Below are 16,783 nucleotides of genomic sequence, written 5' to 3' on the forward strand. Positions count from 1 at the left end.
TCACTCCTGCTCCGGCCGCGCGCGGCGCACCCAGAGAGGGGCGAAAGCCCCGTCTTGGCGCAGCTCCACCTGCCCGGCCTTGGCCAGTTCCAGCGTCGCCGCGAAGTGCGCGGCCAGCGCCGAGCGGCCCATCAACGATCCCTGCGCCTCGCGTGGCAGGAAGCTCGACAGAATCGTCCAGTCGGGCATGCGCCCGAGCATCTCCGACAGCCGCTTTACCGCGTCCTCGATGGAATAGAGCCGCATCGGCTCCATGTGGAGGACCGACGTGTCCCGCCGCCGCCGGTGCTCGCCATAGGCCTTCAACAGGTCGTACAGCGTCACCTGGAACACCGACTTGCGCTGGATATCCAGATCCTCCGGCGCGCCGCGGGCGAACACGTCCACGCCCAGGCGCGGGCGCGCCAGCAGCGTGGCCGCCGCCGCCTTCATCGCCTCCAGGCGCTGAAGCTGGAAAGCCAGCGCCGCCGCCATGTCCTCGCCCGACGGCTCGTCCGCCGGCTGCTCGGGGATCAGCAGGCGCGATTTGAGGTAGGCCAGCCACGCCGCCATCACCAGATAGTCGGCCGCCAGTTCCAGCCGCACCTTGCGGGCCTCGGCGACGAAGGCGAGGTACTGGTCGGCCAGGGCGAGGATGGAGATCTTCGTCAGGTCCACCTTCTGCTCGCGCGCCAGCGTGAGCAGCATGTCGATCGGCCCCTCGAAGCCGTCCAGCGCCAGCATCAGCTGCTCGGCCGGAGTCAGCGCGCGGTCGGGATCTTCCTGGAAGCCGCCGGGATCACTCATAGCGGGCCGGTGAGGAACTCGAGCACGTTGATGGCCCAGCCGATCGCCGGCTGCATGATCCAGGAGAAGACATCGAGGTTCACGCCCAGTTCGCGGCCGACATAGGGCAGCAGAAACAGCGCGAACACCAAGATCAGGATGCCGTAGCGCTCCATCCGAGCCAGCGGGAAGGCCAGCGCGTCGGGCAGCACGCCGACGGCGACGCGCCCACCGTCCAGCGGCGGCAGCGGAATCATGTTGAAGATCATCAGAATGACGTTGGCGAGCACCGACACCGTCAGCGCGGCGCTCAGCCACGCCCCGAACATGCCGCCGACGTCGCCGAACCGCGCCAGCCCCCACGCCGACGCCAGCGCCAGCAGGAAGTTCGTGCCCGGCCCGGCGAGCGCCACCCACACCATGTCGCGCCTAGGGTGATGCAGGCGGGCGAAGTCCACCGGCACCGGCTTGGCCCAGCCGAAGACGAACCCGGTGGTGAAATACATGATCGCTGGCAGGATCACCGTGCCGAACGGGTCGATGTGGCGCAGCGGGTTGAACGTCACCCGGCCGAGGCGGGCCGCCGTGTCGTCGCCCAGCCTCTGCGCCATCCAGCCGTGCGCCGCCTCATGCAGCGTGATCGCCAGGATGGCGGGAATCGCCACCGCGGTGATCTTGAGAATCCAGTCCTCCACCCAACCCCTCCTGTTACGCCGCCGGACCAGCCAGCAGCGCATCGAGGCGGGCACGCAGCGCGTCCGCGTCCGCCGCTTCCGGCACCCCGCGCACAGCCTGCGCGCGCGCCCAGCGCTGGGCGGCGGCATAACTCAATATGGGGGCGGCGGCGGCAACCTGCACCATCTCCGCCATGTTGCCGTTGCAGTGCAGCGCGACATCGCATCCCGCGGCCAGCACCGCGGCGGTGCGTTCCCCGGCGTTGCCGGACAGCGCGCCCATGGACAGATCGTCGCTGAACAGCAGCCCGTCGAAGCCAATGGACGGGCCGCGGACGATGTCCGCGATGACGGTCGGCGAGGTGCTGGACGGGCGGAACGGGTCCACGGTCTTCAGCACCACGTGCGCCACCATGCCGAGCGGCATGTCCGCCAGATTGCGGAACGGCGCGAAGTCGGTGGCCTCCAGATCCGCGCGCGGCGCATCCACCACGGGCAACTCGGCGTGGCTATCGGCAAAGGCGCGGCCGTGGCCGGGAAGGTGCTTGACCACCGGCAGCACGCCGCCGGCCAACAGTCCCTCGCAGGTCGCCCGCGCCAGCTCGGCCACCAGGGCCGGGTCGCGCGCGAAGGCGCGGTCGCCGATGACGTCGTGCGCCCCCTCGACCGGCACGTCGCAGACCGGCGCGCAATCCACCGTGATGCCGACATCGGCCAGCGCGTGCGCCAGCAGCCGGCCGTTGATCCAGGCCGCCTCGCGGCCGGCCGCGCGGTCGCGCTCGGCCAATTCGCCGAAGATCCGGGCGGGCGGGTTGCTCGGCCAGTGCGGCGGGCGCAGGCGGGCCACCCGGCCGCCCTCCTGGTCGATCAGCACCGGCGCATCCGGCCGTCCGACCGCCTTCCGCATGGCGGCGACAAGCGCCCTCACCTGCTCCGGCGTCTCGCAGTTGCGGCGGAACAGAATGAAGCCGAGGGGATCGGCGCGCGTATAGAGAGCACGCTCGTCGTCGCTCAGCGTGGTACCGGCGCAGCCCAGGATGATGGCGCGCGGGCGAGGCAAATCAGGGACGGACAACCACACACCCCACATTCTGCGTCTTGAGCTGCGCGCAGATGGACTTGGCGCGCGCCTCGTCGACGCTGCCGCCCTGAACCCGATAGAACACGCCCTTCTCGCCCAGGTCGGCCTTGGCGACCTGCATGCTCAGCCCGCCGAGCGCGTCGGGATGGCGCGCGGCAAGGCGCTTCCACTCCGCCGCCGCCTCGGCCTCGGAGTGCACCGAGGCGAGCTGGATGCGGAACCCGCCCCCCGTCGCCGCAGCCGGCGCCTTCGGCGGCTGCGCCGTGGCGGGTTGCGGTGCCGCGGGCGCCGCCTTCGGCGCGGTGCCGGGAGCGGCGGCAGCCGGCGGCGTGGGCGCGGCCTTGGATGGCGCCAGCGCGCCGGGAGCCGTGACGGGCTGCGGCGGCTTGGGAACCGCCTTGGGCGGGACGGACGGCAGGGACGCCACCTGGCTCGACTGGCCTCCCGCGGGCAATGCCGGCGGCAGCCCGGCCTGCACCTGCACGGGCGGCTGCGGCACCACCGGTTGCATCACGTCATCCGGAATGCCGCGCGGCACTGTGGTCGTCGACCCGGACGGCAGCGGCGCCACGGCAGGCGGCGGCGGCAGCGTCGGCATGGCCGGCACCTGCGGCGTCACCACCGGGCGCGGCAGCGGCTGTTCGGGCGGCGGCAGCAGGTGCTCGACCTTCGGACGGTCGTCCTTGGCGCTCTGGTTCAGACGGTCGAAGACCAGCTTGTCCTGGTGCGGCACTTCCATGCCGCCGGGCTGCTCGGGCCGCAGCTTGGTGGGCGTGGCGTCGGCTTCCAGCACCGGCGGGCCGCCGTCCGGCCCGGCGCGGTCGCCGCGATACGCGTAGAGGATGACACCGGCGAACGCGGCGATGCCGACCACCGAGGCGCCGAGCGCCAGCAGCCCGCGCCGGCGGCGCGGTGCCGGCGGGTAGCCGTAGGGATTGGTCGCGTAGTTGAGTTCGCCGTCGTGCTTCATCACCGCATCTCCTCGACCGGCTCGACCCCCATGACCTGGAGGCCGGACGCGATCACCGTCGCCGTCGCCTGCACCATGGCGAGGCGCGCCAGAGTCACCTCCTCGTCATCCGCGATGAGGAAGCGCAGGCTGGCGTCGTCACGGCCCTTGTTCCACAGCGCGTGGAAGTCCGACGCGAGGTCGTAGAGGTAGAAGGCGACGCGGTGCGGCTCGTGCGCCTCAGCGGCCGATTCGACCAGCCGCGGCCACGTGGCCATCCGCTTGACCAGCGCCAGTTCCGCCTCGTCGTCCAGACGCGCCAGATTGGCCTGCCCCAGCCCGGCCGGCGAGAGATCTTTTCCGGCCAGCGCCTCGGCCGCGTGGCGCAGCACCGAGCGGCAGCGGGCGTGCGCGTACTGCACGTAGAAGACCGGGTTGTCCTTCGACTGCTCGGTCACCTTGGCGTAGTCGAACTCCAGCGTCTGGTCGTTGCGCCGGGTCAGCATGATGAAGCGGACGACGTTCTTGCCGACGCTCTCGACCACGTCGCGCAAGGTCACGAAGGTGCCGGCGCGCTTCGACATCTTGACCGGCTGGCCGTTCTGCATGAGGTGAACGAGCTGGCACAGCTTGACGTCCAGCGCCGCCTTGCCCTCGGTCACCGCGCTGGTGGCCGCCTGCATGCGCTTGACATAGCCGCCGTGGTCGGCGCCCCACACGTCGATCAGGTTGGCGAAGCCGCGCACGTACTTGTCGTGGTGATAGGCGATGTCGTTCGAGAAATAGGTGAACGAACCGTCCGACTTCTTCAGCGGACGGTCAACGTCGTCACCGAAGTCCGTGGATTTGAACAGGGTTTGCGGCCGCGGCTCCCAGTCGTCGAGCTTCTTGCCCTTGGGCGGCTCGAGCACGCCGGTGTAGATCAGCCCGCGCTCGTCCAGCGCCTTCAGCGCCGTATCGACCGCGCCGGCCTGCACCAGCGCGCGCTCGGACGTGTAGACGTCCATGCGGATGTCGAGAACGCCAAGGTCCCCCCTGATCCACTCCATGATGCGCGCGATGGCGAAGTCGCGGCAGGCCGGAAGCCATTCGTTTTCAGGGGCTTGCAGCCAGGTCTTGCCATCCCGCTGCGCCAGTTCCTGGCCGACGTCCTTGAGGTATTCGCCGGGGTACAGCCCCGCCGGGATCTCGCCGATGTCCTCGCCCAGCGCCTCGCGGTAGCGGAGATACGTGGACCGTGCCAGCACCTCGACCTGGGCGCCGGCATCGTTGATGTAGTACTCGCGCGTGACCTTGTGCCCGGCCTTCTCCAGCAGCGCCGCCAGCGCGTCGCCGAACACCGCGCCGCGGCCGTGCGCCGCGTGCAGCGGGCCGGTCGGGTTGGCCGAGACGTACTCGACGTTCACCGGCTCACCCTTGCCGATGTCGCTGTCGCCATAGCCGGTGCCGGCCGCCAGGATGTCCTTCAGCCGGTCGCGCCAGACGTCCGGCGACAGGCGCAGGTTGACGAAGCCGGGGCCGGCGATCTCGACGCCGGTCACGTCGGCGCGCGTCTTCAGCTTCGCCACCAGCGCCTCGGCCAGCTTGCGCGGCGGTTGCCCGGCGGGCTTCGCCAGCACCATGGCGGCGTTGGTGGAGAGGTCGCCGTGCGCCGCCTCACGCGGCGGTTCGACGGTCAGCCGCGACGTGTCCAACCCGGACGGCAGGACGCCTTCCGCCGCCAGCTCCTCCAGAATCTTGCGAATGTCGTTCTCGAACGCCTTGAAAATATTCATCTCTCAGGTCTTCGCATCCATGTCGAAGAGCCGGCTGTACTCGGCCAGCGCAAAGCGGTCGGTCATACCGGCGATGTAGTCGGCCACCAGACGGGCGCGGACGATCGTGTCCGCCGTGCCGCCGGTGACATTGAGGTCGGCCCGCCACTGGGTGGGCAGGCAATCGGGTTCGTCCATGAACAGGTCGAACAGCGCGCGCACCACGCGCTTGCACTTGCTCATCTCCCGGTTGACCCGGTAGTGACGGTACATGCGCTCGCGCAGGAAGGCGCGCAACGGACGCTGTTCCTCGTCCATGGCGTCTGAGAACGACACGACCGGCCGGGAGGCCGCGCGCACCTCGGCGGCCGAGCCGGGCTTCATGTCGGCCAGCCGCACGCGCGTCTCGGTCAGCAGGTCCATGACCATGCGGTCGATCAGGCGGCGCACCGTCTCGTGGATCAGCCGGCCGCGCTCCAGCCTGGGGTAGGCGTCGCAGACCTGACGGACGATGGGGCCGAACAGCGGCAATTCCGCCACCTCGTCCAGTTCGAACAGGCCGGCGCGCAGGCCGTCGTCGATGTCGTGGTTGTTGTAGGCGATGTCGTCGGCCAGCGCCGCCACCTGGGCCTCGGCGCCGGGGTTGGTGTGCAACTCCAGGTCCCACTGGTCCTGAAACGCGCGGATGGTGGTGGGCAGATCCTTGCCCGGCGGCAGCGGCAGCAGCGGGCCGTTGTGCTTGACCACGCCCTCCAGCGTTTCCCAGGTCAGGTTCAGCCCGTCGAAGTCGGCGTAGCGGTGCTCCAGCCGGGTCAGAATGCGCAGCGCCTGATCGTTGTGGCTGAAGCCGCCGTAGGGCTCCATGCAGACGTTCAGCGCGATCTCCCCCGCGTGCCCGAACGGCGTGTGGCCGAGGTCGTGCGCCAGCGCCATCGCCTCCGCCAGATCCTCGTTGAGGCCCAACGTGCGGCTGATCGAGCGGGCGATCTGCGCGACCTCCAGGCTGTGCGTCAGCCGGGTGCGGTAATAGTCGCCCTCATGGTAGATGAAGACCTGGGTCTTGTACTTCAGCTTGCGGAACGCGCCGGAATGCACGATGCGGTCGCGGTCGCGCTGATAGCACGAGCGCGTCGGGCTTTCCGCCTCCGCCACCAGCCGTCCGCGGCTCGATGCCGGGTGGCAGGCGTAGGGGGCCAGCTGTGCCTGGTACATGTCCGCCGTCATGGCGCGGACACTAGCCTTGGGCACGGTGCGGCGCAACCGGGAAGGCGGCGCTATGCTTTCTGGCGCCACCTTTGACGAACGGCCCAGGTCCACCTACATTTCGGCTACGGGTTTCGGCTTTCCGTTTTTGAGGGTACCTCCATGTCCGACGTGACGACCGACCGCATGCTCCGCATCTCCGACAGCGCGGCCGAGCGCATCGCCACTCTCGTGCAGATGGAAGGCAAGGCCGGCACCATGCTGCGCCTCACCGTCTCCGGCGGCGGCTGCTCCGGCTTCCAGTACGGGTTCAACTTCGACGACGCGGTGAACGCCGACGACCACGTGTTCGAGCACAACGGCACCAAGGTGGTCACCGACGACTGCTCGCTCGATCTGCTGGACGGCGCCGTGCTGGACTATGTCGAGGATCTGATGGGCGCCTCCTTCCAGGTCAAGAACCCCAACGCCACGTCGTCCTGCGGCTGCGGCACCTCGTTCGCGGTCTGAGCGGCGGCAAGCGCGTGAAGATCGCCACCTGGAACGTCAATTCGGCGAAGGCGCGTCTGCCCGTCGTCACCGACTGGCTGCGCGCCGTCTCGCCCGACGTGGCGCTGTTGCAGGAGATCAAGTGCGAGACGGACGCCTTCCCGCGCGCCGTCTTCGAGGATCTCGGCTACAACGTCGCGGCGGTCGGGCAGAAGGCCTACAACGGCGTGGCGCTGCTGTCCAAGCAGCCGGCCGAGGATCTGCTGACCCGCCTGCCCGGCGGGCCGGAGGACGAGCAGGCCCGCTATGTCGAGGCCACGGTGGCCGGCGTGCGCATCGCCTCGCTCTACCTGCCGAACGGCAACCCCGTGGGAACCGAGAAGTACGACTACAAGCTGCGCTGGATGGACCGGCTGATCGCGCACGCCCGCACGCTGCTGGCCGCCGAGGCGCCCTTCGTGCTGGGCGGCGACTACAACATCATCCCCGAGCCGCGCGACGTTTACGACCCCGTGGGCTGGCAATCGGATGCGCTGTTCCGCCCGGAGTCGCGGCGCAAGTTCCGCGAACTGGTCAACCTCGGCCTCACCGACGCTTACCGGGCGCTGCACGACGACGCCAAGGCTTACACGTTCTGGGATTATCAGGCAGGATCCTGGCCGCGCGACCTGGGCCTGCGCATCGACCATTTCCTGCTGTCGCCGCTGGCCGCCGACCGGCTGGTGGACTGCACCATCGACCGCCGCCCGCGCGGCGCGGAGAAGGCCTCCGATCACACGCCGGTGGTGCTGGAACTGCGTAGTTGGGAATGATTTTAATAAACGTTTTTTAATCGCTTACCTCCTACAAATGGGATTGAGCGGCTTCCCTTCGGAATGCCGGAAACGGGGACTCCGGGTATGGTTTGGAGGCGCAACAACATCCGGCAGGAGGTCGAAGGTCTTCTGATCGCGCTGGAGCGTCAGACGCGTGAGGCGGTTGTTCTGGCCGACCAGGCGCAGCGCGACATGGACGACGACCGCTTCGCCACGTTCCTCGATTTCCGCCGCAAGGTCGAGGAGGTCCGTGCGCTGGTGGCGTTAACCGAGGACCGCCTGCGGGCCTTCGCCGGCGAGAAGTTGGATGATTTGCGTGCCCAGTTCGAGCAGTTGGATTTGCTGCTCACGCTGATGCTGGTCAAGGCGACGCACAGCTACTTCGCCACGATGCGCGATGACCAAGTGCTGCCCATGGGTGCGCGCGAACTGTTCGAGCCGGAGTTGCGCAGCGTCGAGGACACCCGTACCAAGCTGGCGCAGCCGCGCTTCGCGGGCCAAGTGCCGGACTCGGTTCTGGCCGACCTGGACGAGACGACCGGAATGATCCGCAAGATCATCCTCCGCGCCCCCCAACTGCCCGACTTCTCCGACTCGCCCGCGGCCCCCAAGCCAGTGCGACGCCTGCGCACGCTGGGTCGGCCGATCCGCACCTGAAGCGCGCACCAGAGGGTTGACCGGCGGGCGTCCATCCCATATGCCATTTGCCTGAGCCGGATGGGTGGCCGAGTGGTTTAAGGCTCCAGTCTTGAAAACTGGCGTGGGGGCAACTCCACCGTGGGTTCGAATCCCACCCCATCCGCCACTGCCATGGCTCAAACCGTTGAAATTACTGGGGTTTCCCAGCAGAGCCCAAGCTCATCCCCACATCTTTCCCCACACAGTGGGGTTCGCTGTGCTTCCGAGGGTGATGGGGAGGACACCGTTGTCGATGCCCTCCGCCTCGTCACGCACGTCGATGATCGGACGCGGCCTATGTCGCCGCGCCCTTGGCAGGCCCTGAGCGAGTTCGTCGCCGTCCCTGCCCACCACCATCGGTACGTCGTTGCCCTCTGCGTGGTCCCTAGCTCGCGGCTCTAGGTCGCCGTCTCAGCCAAGCAGCGGACCACAAGATCAACAGCAAGTCAAGCGGCGAATGGTGGGTAGGTTTTTTTAACGAAATTCAGTATTGACACGATTGATTGGGTCGATTTTCTCACAATTATTTTTAGCGATATAGACCATTTCACTAAATTGATCCATCTTAGCTTCCCTGTCTCCACTTACTTCTTTGCCAGCGTCCATCCCTTCTCATAAAGCATGCAGCCCTGGAGGAGGTGCGGCCACGGAACCCCGTCACCGACCGTCTGAAGCTTGTATTGGCAGGCTGCGATATCTTGATCGAGCTGGGCCTGTGTGGCGCCGGGCTTGTTGTAGACCGTGGTCGCACATCCGCTGAGCGTTATGACAGTGGCTAGAAGCGCAATTCGGTACATGGTGTCCTCCTCTATCGGTCTGAAAAGTTTATAACTAGAAGCATGAACACCACAAGGTGGTGGGCATGTCTATGTGACCAACCGGGCCACGAACTCCCGCGCAACCGCCAGCGGGGCTGACCAGTCACCGGTATGTACCTGCCGGGGTCGTTGGGTCGTTGGGTGCGTGATGCGTCGGTACGCTGACCAGTTCGGATCAAACAAGTCGTACGTCAAAACGCAGGTCGGCACGCCCAGTGCGCCGGCAAAGTATGTCGTGCTGTTGTCGATGGACACCACGGCATCGCAGGCCGCGACCTGCGCGGCGAAGCCGTCCAGATCACGAAGCGGATCAATCATTGGGTCCGTCACCACAGACGGCGGTACGTCGCGCGCGCCATATTGCAAGGACACCAGCGTCACCGGCAACCCCGCCAGGGCCTCCCCCATTTGCTCTACCGGGACGGAGCGGAGAGCCCCGTGGGTCCCTTCAGAGTGCCACGAGAGCCCCACCACCGGCCCGGCCCCGTAGCGGCCTCGCAGGTCGTAGGGCGGCTTCAACCAGGGCTCGGGGCGCGGGGTGGCGCGGTAGGCCCACGTGAACCGCTCGAACGGCCCTGATGCGTCACCAGCGTCGGACACGAACTCCACGCCGGGGATGGACCGCGACAGCAGGCCGATTAGGCGGGTATCGACTTCCATCACCTCCGCGTGGTCGGGAAGCCAGCATGCTCCGTCAAGGCTGTGGCCTATGCCGCCACCCGAGCTGCGGACCACTCTGGCCGTGGCAGGAAGCCTGGGGCGAATAAGGGTGCGGGCGAGAGGGAGGTTCCCCGCAGCGAAAGCCGCGCCCCAAAGTGGCAAAGGCCCCAGGGCGGCGGCCATCATCAGCCCCGCTGACGGTTGCGCCCCACCCATGCGCGTCATCATCGCCGCGCCCGGAAGGCGTCGAGCCGCGCCGGCCCCGCCCCAGGCGCAGGCGCCGCGGTCAGCGTAGCCGTCACCGGCTGGTCAACCAGCGCGGCCAGGATCAGGCTTTGAACGGAGACGCCCCGCGCCTTGGCCGTCGCGTCGAGTTGAGTAAAAAACTTGTCGTTGAGTTCAAGCGTGACGGTTGCCATGTTCTTCTGCCATTGAGTATTATTCCTCCATCAAGAGGTTCGTTCCTTCTTCCTCTTGGTGGGTGAAGAGACCAAGGCCCCGAGTGCTTCGCACGCTCGGGGCCTTTCTTTTTACAGACACTTCTCAAGAACCAGTTCTTCCAGAGAACTATAGTCGCCGTCCTTCACTGCGACCTCGATATCGCGCTTGGCCTGCGGCGTGACCCGAAGCGTCAGCGCCTCCAGATCGTGCCGAACCCGAAGGTTGCTCCGCCGGCAGTTCCGCGTGTCCCTGTCGATGTACTCAATCCAAGTCCGCGTGGGATCGCTCGGCAGCAACAGCCGATCCAGCCGCGCACCGGTCCTCTCGTTCCAGCCGCGACGGGCATTCACCGGGCAGGGCTCCCACGGCCCATGCCGGCGAGCGTCGTCGGCGTCCTCCCAATCGACGACGAAGCCGTCCACCTCGACCGTCTGAAGCGGCTCCAGCAGGCCCAGCAGGAACGCCACATCCACCGGCAGGGCGGCGATCAGCTCAACCTCAGGCGCGATGGTCTCGCCATCGCGCCTAAAGAACTCGCCGATCAGAGTGAACTTGTTCTCGAAAGCATCGTCGCCGGTCTGCACCCTGACCTTTGCCCGGATCTGCGCCCGCTCATGGTTCGGCGTCTGCCACGACACCACCCACGCCCCGGCGGTCGCCCCGGCCAGCAGCGTCTGCACACGATAGTATGTCGTGCTCGCCACCGGCCGCCCAGCCGCCAGGGCGGCCAGGGCTTCGACGATGAAGTTCCGCCCCTCGGCGATGAACTCCAGATCGGACCGCCGGCACATGCTGGCGACGGTTCGATCCGCGAACCGGCAATCCATGGCGCTGCTCCGGTCCGGCAAGCGCGGAGCAGTCGGGCAGAAAAGCAAGCTCGGGTTCGCGGCAATCGCCCACGGCCCCGGAAAGGCTGCGGTCGAACGGGCGCTGATTTCGCCCAAGCGATAATCACGAGTGATGGTCATTGGTCAGTCCTCGACGGCGATGGCGTAGGGGGTGGTCAGATGTTGCAGGTCGTCCTTATGGACGTAGCCGCAGAAGACCGGAGATGTTTCGCAGTAGTCGTCGGAAATGCCGACGACACCGAACCCGGAGACGGTGGCCCAGCAGCGTACACGGCGCAGCTTCAGCGTGCCGTCCTCGCTCTTGTACTTGGCGAACCAACCCTCGGCCTGTTGGATTGATTTAGGTACGTGGAGCATCATGCTTTTCAGCTTTCGTATTTGAGGCGGGGGAAGCGGCCGGGGTCTTTCGGCGAGAAGACGCGGGTCTTGTCTTGAAGCTCCAGCCACGGAATGGTGTCGGCCAGCGGCAACCCGTCAGGAACTGTCACCTTGGGGAACCGTGCTGCCACAAACTCGCGGCAGATCTCCTCGGGAGATTGCTCGCCTCGACGCATCCAGGCCGCCACCTCGCAGGCGCGATACCAGCACCTCCCCCGGCTGTCCTTGCCGAACCGGGGGCCGTTCCCTCGCAGTCGCCATGTCATCAGCGAGTTCTGGGAGACATTCAGCCACTTTGCCAGTTGGCGGGTGCTGAGGAAGCGCCAAGGAAACACATCCGGCGCCGGACCGGGTTCAAGGTAGTCGATGTTTGTCTTTCTCGGCATTTGCATGCCTCCTACCATCTATTTGACAGGTTAACTTATGCTGTCAAATAGAACTGCACAAAGGTTTTTACTGGTATCACTTTGATACCAAGCTGTTGTTTGCCTGTTTTTTACTTGCAGCACTGCATGTGTGCGGGCAGCCCCATCTTCGACGCGCCCACCAAAAACGCGATCTGTCAAACAGATCATTATGAAAGAAAACGGCGGCCCATCACTGGGCCGCCGTGGGTGCGACGGCGACCAGAAGGGCGCCGCTTGCTCGTCATAGAACCCGATGGGTGATGGAGCCCCGTGGTGGGGGGGGGGCTTGCTCGTCACAGTGATCAGAGGATCAGGGTGGAGCACCGCTCGGCGCTGGTTGCCGGGGTGGAGCGCGTCATATGGTCCGCGTGGACTGGGTGAACCATACCTGCATTCTGTCGCGGTTGCACCGCGACAGAATGACTCAGATCGAGGCCTGCCGGGGAATATCGCCCCCCACCGCAACCAAAACCGCGACACCGCGACACCAACCGCGACGGCTGGAAAGCGTTGGAATTGCGAGGGTTTTCACCCACTGTCGCGGTGTCGCGGTTCTCTTCCATTGCAGCCAAACGAAACTAATTATATTACCCTACGAGCTATGAGTGGGTATCATTTGTATCGTCGATAGGGGAATAGGTTTAGTACCGCGACACCGCGACACCGCGACACCGCGACAGCCACCACAAAAAAGCGGTGCCCGCCCCACTGGGAGGGCAGGCACCACAAGAACCTTGGGGGCGGACAATCTGCGATCTACAGGTCGCCAGTACCGTATCTGGGAGCCCGCGTCCTGCCCAACTCGGCTGACAGCGCGTCCTGGGACGCCTGTTTCCAAAGCTCGGCTCGTTGGAGGGCGTAGACCTTAACCTTTCCCCGCCCTGGTAGACGACGCTCGCCGATGGGCTTCACACCAATGGCTCGGAGCGCCCTTCCGATCCTCTCGGGTCCGGCCGTACTGAGGCTGTTCGGCAGGATGGTCATGACCTGATCCTGTGTCAGCACCTCCTTGTTGAACGGCCAAGCCTCTTCATCCCGCCGGGTCAACAAGAAGTCCTGAAGCGGAGGCAGGCCCGCCCGGATAAGTTCTTCCTTGTCAGCCGTCATCGGAGGCGGTGCCTTGGGGTTCCACCGGCTCAGATCCCGTCCAGCAAGGTAGTGGGCGATGACCCCGAGGCTGTCCTCGGTCCATGCCTCCAAGCTCTGGTAGTAGGAGACCTCTTTCGGCTCGGCTGGGCTCTTGTAGAAGAACCAGCGTCGGTCACCGCGCTCCAAGATGATCGGATCTTCATGGTTCGTCGTGCAGAAGAAGTTGGCAACGTTCTTGATCCGATAAGGACGAACGTGCTTTTCATTAATCCTGATCTCCTCCTGTGTGATCATCGGCTTGAGCTTGTTGGCGAGTTCAAGCCGACCAGCGGCCATGAGTTCTTCGACCAAGATCACCTGCTTGGCTTCGAGCCAGCCCGTGAAATCACCATGGATCTCGTCCGTGGAGACTTCATGAACGTTCTTGGCCCCGTGCAACGCCTTGAGAACGCGGGCAAGATACGACTTGCCTGCACCCTGCATCCCCTGGAGCACGATGGCGTGATAGATCTTCTCGGCGGGGTGCTGGACGGTGAACGCCAGCCAATTGAGCACGTGGCTCCGAACGGCATCATCAGGGAGGAGATACTCGACGTGACGAAGGAACGGGCTCGCATCGCCGGGGGTGGGCTTTACGCCACCCCCACGCCACAGGTTCGCCTTCTCGGCTCCGTCCTCCTCCACGAAGAACCCGACGCCGGGGTGGTACGTCCACGCCCCCACCTTGGCGAGGAGAGGGTTCGCCAGCATGCGTCGGTGGGCACCATCGCCCAGCACGTGAGAGAAGGCATCATTGAACTGCTCCTTGCTTAGCCGCCTGCCGTCCTCGATGTCGACGAACTGCAACGTGTCGAGCACGTAGGCCCACCGGACGGCGAAATCGGACCCCGGCAGCCCGAGCACCACCGGGCTCCGCACCTTCCCCGCGTGAGGGCAGACAGCGCAGTGACCGGAGCCCCCCAGCGACGTGCGGACGTACTCACACGTCACCGGCCCGCTCTTCTCAAGCGCTTGAGTGAGCTTCCGCTCCGTCTCGCCAGCATCGTACTTCGGGTGCGGGCGGCTCCACAGGTGGGCCACCGTCTTCCCATCAGAACAGCGCCCCACGTTGGAGAGCATCGCATACCACTCGGGCTCACGAAGCGTGGGGGCATCATCCCGGCAATGGGCGATCCACGCGCATTCCTCTGCCATGCGGTCGGCGGAGGCGGTTGGCGTCTCGTCCAAGCTGAGCCGACTACCGCCGCGCTTCCCGGACGGCGCTGGTGCCACCGTGGCAGCGGCGGGGACCACGCCCGCCGCCTCCTCCAGCTTCTCAATCGCGTACCGCTCCCCGGTCCACCTGTCGAGATTGACAGGCACTGGCGGCGTGCTCTTGTGGTTCAGCGTGCCGGGCAGCCGGAGCACGCGGGCCAGATCCGCCGTATTGTCGAGTTTCCAGTCCTTCTCGGCGGCCCTGTCGATGAACCCCTTCTGCCATGCCTTGGAGAGCCGGACCGCCCTGACGCGCTCCTCGTCCGAGTTGAACACCCACGGGTTCGGCAAGAACCAATAGGCGTGGATGCCACCGCCCGTGGAGATGATGGCCGTAGGCTTCAGCGGGACCGCCTCAAGGAGAGCCTCCACGTCCTGCCTGGACGTAGGGAGGTTCGGCTCCTTGTGGTTCGGTCCTTTGATGTCGAAGTCCATCCACAGGGCACCGATGCCGACAACGTCGTCGGCCTTGCCTCGACGCTTCGATCCCAGATCCTGGGGCTGTAGGCCCAGGCCATAGTAAACGTTCGCATCCTGGGCCAGTGTGCGGGCTCTGTTCGCGGCACCTTCGTGGTTTAAAGCCGCGAAGAAGGCCGTTTCCCATGTGGACGCAGGAGTGGGCTTACAGATCGTGGTGAAGCCGGGGGCTTCGTTGCCGAACAAGGCGCTAAGCCACTTCTCAGGAGTTCTTGGGGCATCATCAGCTTGCAGAACAACGCCAGCAGTGTTAAGGTCTTCGCTGTCCCCAGCACCGTCGTTTTGGAAGCCCTCAGTTCCCACCTGGGGGCTTTCTTCTTTTTGGGGGCTGGTCATTGGACTGCCTCCCCCGAGATGCGCGCCAGCCAAACACAGAGAGCTTCCTCTGTGACCTTGCGTCGACCGAGATGAACAAAGAACTCCGGGCCTTCACCCGCGCCCCACAAGCGGTAGAGTGTCGCGCGTGAGATCTTGGCGCGGTTCAGGACATCAGGGATAGTATTGAACTTCATGGTCAATAGCCTTCTAGGCTAAATTGACCGGATCTAGGGGCGCGGGCCAACGTTCCGGGTTTGGTTGGCTCTCGACAGCGCTCTTGCTTTCGGCTGAACCGCTGTAGCGGTTCTTAGCTAGGCAGTCTCGGGGGGTCGCCACCCACGTCAAGACGCGTTCCCACCACGTCGACGCTTACCCAAGCCTTTGGTGCTCGTGACACCGTCTAGCTCCAAAACGGAGTACACCATCTGGGCTAGAACGATGTCCAGGACAATCCCGTTTCGTTTCACACTGGATCAGCCGGCGCAGAAGGCGGCCCACTCATCCATCAGCTTGCGCCGCTTCTCCAGCAGGTCCGACCTTCTATAGGCGGCTTCTACCCGGTCCTTGACCGCATGGGCGAGCGCAGCCTCTGCCACCTCGCGCGGGAAGTTCGTCTCCTCCGCCGCCCAGTCCCGGAAGGACGAACGGAAGCCGTGCGCGGTGCAGCCCGCGCCCATCCTGCGCAGCACCATCGTCAACGTCATGTCGGACATCGGCTTGCCCGTCCGTTCGCCGGGGAAGACCAGCGCGGCGTCATCGTCGTTGCTGCGCAGCTTGCGGGCCTCCTCCAGCACCGCCAGCGCGGGAGCGGACAGCGGCACCACGTGCGTCTTGCCGGCCTTCATGCGCTCCTTCGGGATCGTCCAGAGCTTCGCGTCGAAGTCGATTTCCGACCAGCGGGCGCCGCGCGCCTCTCCCGACCGGACGGCGGTCAGCACCAGGAACCGGAACAGCAACTTGACCATGGTGCCGGCCTTGTCCGTCTCCTGGAGCTTAACCAGGAAGCTGGGCACTTCCTGCCCCGGCAGTGCGGAGAAGTGCTCCTGCCCCTTGGGCTGGCGCGGCAACCCCTTGGTGATCGACCGCATCGTCAGTTCATGCGGTCGGTAGCCCTTGGCGTGCGCCCAGTCGAGCACGGCACCGACGCGCTGACGCACCCGCCGCGCTGTCTCGGGGATCTTGAGCCAGATCCTGGACAGCACGTCGCGCACCTGTGGGCCGGTGATCTGGTCGACCGGGAGGGCACCCAACGTCGGGAACACGTACTGTTCGAGCGTCGCCGTCCATTGCGCGGCGTGCTTGGCATTCTTCCAGGACGGCTTGTGTTCCTCGATGACCTGGAGGGCAGCCTCCTTGAACGTGGGGATGGTGGGCGCCTCCACCGGCTTGGCGGTGGGATCAAGGCCCGCACGGACCTTCTCCCGCACGGCGGCGGCGGCGGTGCGCGCTTGAGCGAGCCCGACATCACGCGCCGATCCCAGCCCGATGTCCCGCCGCTTTCCCTCGTGCTGCACGCGGACGATCCAACTCCGCGATCCGCTCTTGCCGACATCGAGCATCAGCCCGTCACCGTCCGAGTAGCGACCCGCCTCCTTCAGGCTTTTGACCTGCATCACCGTCAGCTTCCCCACATCAACCTCCCTTTCCCCACACGCTTCCCCACACTGTATGTGAGATGGAGTGAG

17 protein-coding genes and 1 tRNA gene are annotated in these 16,783 nt (G+C 65.9%); 4 read left to right on the forward strand and 14 right to left on the reverse strand.

Going from position 1 to position 16,783, the window contains the following annotated elements; genetic code table 11:
• The 6 genes from ACSVDD_RS02530 to ACSVDD_RS02555 are packed head-to-tail and all read right to left on the reverse strand — an operon-like array spanning nucleotide 1 to nucleotide 6,447.
• Complete coding sequence (locus ACSVDD_RS02530) at nucleotides 1-786, reverse strand: segregation and condensation protein A (protein WP_448187714.1); 786 nt, start codon at nucleotides 784-786, stop codon at nucleotides 1-3.
• Nucleotides 783-1,460, reverse strand: coding sequence for a site-2 protease family protein (locus ACSVDD_RS02535; RefSeq protein ID WP_448187715.1), 678 nt, complete (start codon nucleotides 1,458-1,460; stop codon nucleotides 783-785). The genes ACSVDD_RS02530 and ACSVDD_RS02535 overlap by 4 nt, the downstream gene beginning before the upstream one ends.
• Nucleotides 1,461-1,473: 13 nt before the next feature.
• Entirely contained in the window at nucleotides 1,474-2,529 is a 1,056-nt protein-coding gene (gene nagZ, locus ACSVDD_RS02540) for a beta-N-acetylhexosaminidase (protein ID WP_448187716.1), read from the reverse strand.
• The gene (locus tag ACSVDD_RS02545) at nucleotides 2,501-3,490 is read right to left on the reverse strand and encodes an SPOR domain-containing protein (protein WP_448187717.1); all 990 of its coding nucleotides are present in this window, start codon (nucleotides 3,488-3,490) and stop codon (nucleotides 2,501-2,503) included. Before ACSVDD_RS02545 ends, nagZ begins: the two co-directional genes overlap by 29 nt.
• Entirely contained in the window at nucleotides 3,490-5,244 is a 1,755-nt protein-coding gene (argS, locus tag ACSVDD_RS02550) for an arginine--tRNA ligase (protein ID WP_448187718.1), read from the reverse strand. The genes ACSVDD_RS02545 and argS overlap by 1 nt, the downstream gene beginning before the upstream one ends.
• 3 nt (nucleotides 5,245-5,247) lie before the next feature.
• Complete coding sequence (locus ACSVDD_RS02555) at nucleotides 5,248-6,447, reverse strand: deoxyguanosinetriphosphate triphosphohydrolase (RefSeq protein ID WP_448188498.1); 1,200 nt, start codon at nucleotides 6,445-6,447, stop codon at nucleotides 5,248-5,250.
• A gap of 141 nt (nucleotides 6,448-6,588) precedes the next feature.
• Here ACSVDD_RS02555 and erpA point away from each other — a divergent pair, with 141 nt between their 5' ends.
• From erpA to ACSVDD_RS02575, 4 genes are all read left to right on the forward strand, one after another.
• Entirely contained in the window at nucleotides 6,589-6,936 is a 348-nt protein-coding gene (gene erpA, locus ACSVDD_RS02560) for an iron-sulfur cluster insertion protein ErpA (RefSeq protein ID WP_448187719.1), read from the forward strand.
• A gap of 14 nt (nucleotides 6,937-6,950) precedes the next feature.
• On the forward strand, nucleotides 6,951-7,727 hold the full coding sequence (xth, locus tag ACSVDD_RS02565) for an exodeoxyribonuclease III (RefSeq protein ID WP_448187720.1): 777 nt from the start codon (nucleotides 6,951-6,953) through the stop codon (nucleotides 7,725-7,727).
• A gap of 87 nt (nucleotides 7,728-7,814) precedes the next feature.
• Complete coding sequence (locus tag ACSVDD_RS02570) at nucleotides 7,815-8,387, forward strand: hypothetical protein (protein WP_448187721.1); 573 nt, start codon at nucleotides 7,815-7,817, stop codon at nucleotides 8,385-8,387.
• A gap of 58 nt (nucleotides 8,388-8,445) precedes the next feature.
• Nucleotides 8,446-8,535, forward strand: a tRNA-Ser gene (locus tag ACSVDD_RS02575).
• Between the two features lie 457 nt (nucleotides 8,536-8,992).
• On the opposite strand, the gene ACSVDD_RS02580 is transcribed toward ACSVDD_RS02575, so the two are convergent.
• The 8 genes from ACSVDD_RS02580 to ACSVDD_RS02615 all read right to left on the reverse strand — a co-directional run bounded on the left by ACSVDD_RS02580 (nucleotide 8,993) and on the right by ACSVDD_RS02615 (nucleotide 16,729).
• Nucleotides 8,993-9,205: a hypothetical protein gene (locus ACSVDD_RS02580; protein WP_448187722.1), complete on the reverse strand. Its 213-nt coding sequence runs from the start codon at nucleotides 9,203-9,205 to the stop codon at nucleotides 8,993-8,995.
• 69 nt (nucleotides 9,206-9,274) lie between these two features.
• Nucleotides 9,275-9,886, reverse strand: coding sequence for a hypothetical protein (locus tag ACSVDD_RS02585; RefSeq protein ID WP_448187723.1), 612 nt, complete (start codon nucleotides 9,884-9,886; stop codon nucleotides 9,275-9,277).
• A gap of 224 nt (nucleotides 9,887-10,110) precedes the next feature.
• Complete coding sequence (locus ACSVDD_RS02590; protein WP_448187724.1) at nucleotides 10,111-10,305, reverse strand: hypothetical protein; 195 nt, start codon at nucleotides 10,303-10,305, stop codon at nucleotides 10,111-10,113.
• A gap of 111 nt (nucleotides 10,306-10,416) precedes the next feature.
• Entirely contained in the window at nucleotides 10,417-11,154 is a 738-nt protein-coding gene (locus ACSVDD_RS02595) for a hypothetical protein (RefSeq protein ID WP_448187725.1), read from the reverse strand.
• 144 nt (nucleotides 11,155-11,298) lie between these two features.
• Entirely contained in the window at nucleotides 11,299-11,535 is a 237-nt protein-coding gene (locus ACSVDD_RS02600) for a hypothetical protein (RefSeq protein ID WP_448187726.1), read from the reverse strand.
• Between the two features lie 5 nt (nucleotides 11,536-11,540).
• Nucleotides 11,541-11,939 carry a hypothetical protein gene (locus tag ACSVDD_RS02605; protein WP_448187727.1) on the reverse strand — a complete coding sequence of 133 codons (399 nt, stop codon included), beginning with the start codon at nucleotides 11,937-11,939 and terminating at the stop codon, nucleotides 11,541-11,543.
• A gap of 777 nt (nucleotides 11,940-12,716) precedes the next feature.
• Nucleotides 12,717-15,116, reverse strand: coding sequence for a primase-helicase family protein (locus ACSVDD_RS02610; protein ID WP_448187728.1), 2,400 nt, complete (start codon nucleotides 15,114-15,116; stop codon nucleotides 12,717-12,719).
• Nucleotides 15,117-15,571: 455 nt separating this feature from the next.
• Nucleotides 15,572-16,729: a tyrosine-type recombinase/integrase gene (locus ACSVDD_RS02615; RefSeq protein ID WP_448187729.1), complete on the reverse strand. Its 1,158-nt coding sequence runs from the start codon at nucleotides 16,727-16,729 to the stop codon at nucleotides 15,572-15,574.
• Nucleotides 16,730-16,783 lie beyond the last annotated feature (54 nt).

The organism is Azospirillum terrae (genome assembly GCF_053470425.1).

Excerpts from the sequence above, each read along its gene's own strand:
- ACSVDD_RS02545 (WP_448187717.1), bottom strand. The coding sequence starts at position 3,490 with ATGAAGCACGACGGCGAACTCAACTACGCGACCAATCCCTACGGCTAC.
- ACSVDD_RS02595 (WP_448187725.1), bottom strand. The coding sequence starts at position 11,154 with ATGGATTGCCGGTTCGCGGATCGAACCGTCGCCAGCATGTGCCGGCGG.
- ACSVDD_RS02590 (WP_448187724.1), bottom strand. The coding sequence starts at position 10,305 with ATGGCAACCGTCACGCTTGAACTCAACGACAAGTTTTTTACTCAACTC.
- ACSVDD_RS02555 (WP_448188498.1), bottom strand. The coding sequence starts at position 6,447 with ATGACGGCGGACATGTACCAGGCACAGCTGGCCCCCTACGCCTGCCAC.
- ACSVDD_RS02570 (WP_448187721.1), top strand. The coding sequence starts at position 7,815 with ATGGTTTGGAGGCGCAACAACATCCGGCAGGAGGTCGAAGGTCTTCTG.
- nagZ (WP_448187716.1), bottom strand. The coding sequence starts at position 2,529 with ATGTGGGGTGTGTGGTTGTCCGTCCCTGATTTGCCTCGCCCGCGCGCC.
- ACSVDD_RS02610 (WP_448187728.1), bottom strand. The coding sequence starts at position 15,116 with ATGACCAGCCCCCAAAAAGAAGAAAGCCCCCAGGTGGGAACTGAGGGC.
- ACSVDD_RS02530 (WP_448187714.1), bottom strand. The coding sequence starts at position 786 with ATGAGTGATCCCGGCGGCTTCCAGGAAGATCCCGACCGCGCGCTGACT.
- erpA (WP_448187719.1), top strand. The coding sequence starts at position 6,589 with ATGTCCGACGTGACGACCGACCGCATGCTCCGCATCTCCGACAGCGCG.
- ACSVDD_RS02580 (WP_448187722.1), bottom strand. The coding sequence starts at position 9,205 with ATGTACCGAATTGCGCTTCTAGCCACTGTCATAACGCTCAGCGGATGT.
- ACSVDD_RS02585 (WP_448187723.1), bottom strand. The coding sequence starts at position 9,886 with ATGGAAGTCGATACCCGCCTAATCGGCCTGCTGTCGCGGTCCATCCCC.
- ACSVDD_RS02605 (WP_448187727.1), bottom strand. The coding sequence starts at position 11,939 with ATGCCGAGAAAGACAAACATCGACTACCTTGAACCCGGTCCGGCGCCG.
- argS (WP_448187718.1), bottom strand. The coding sequence starts at position 5,244 with ATGAATATTTTCAAGGCGTTCGAGAACGACATTCGCAAGATTCTGGAG.
- ACSVDD_RS02600 (WP_448187726.1), bottom strand. The coding sequence starts at position 11,535 with ATGATGCTCCACGTACCTAAATCAATCCAACAGGCCGAGGGTTGGTTC.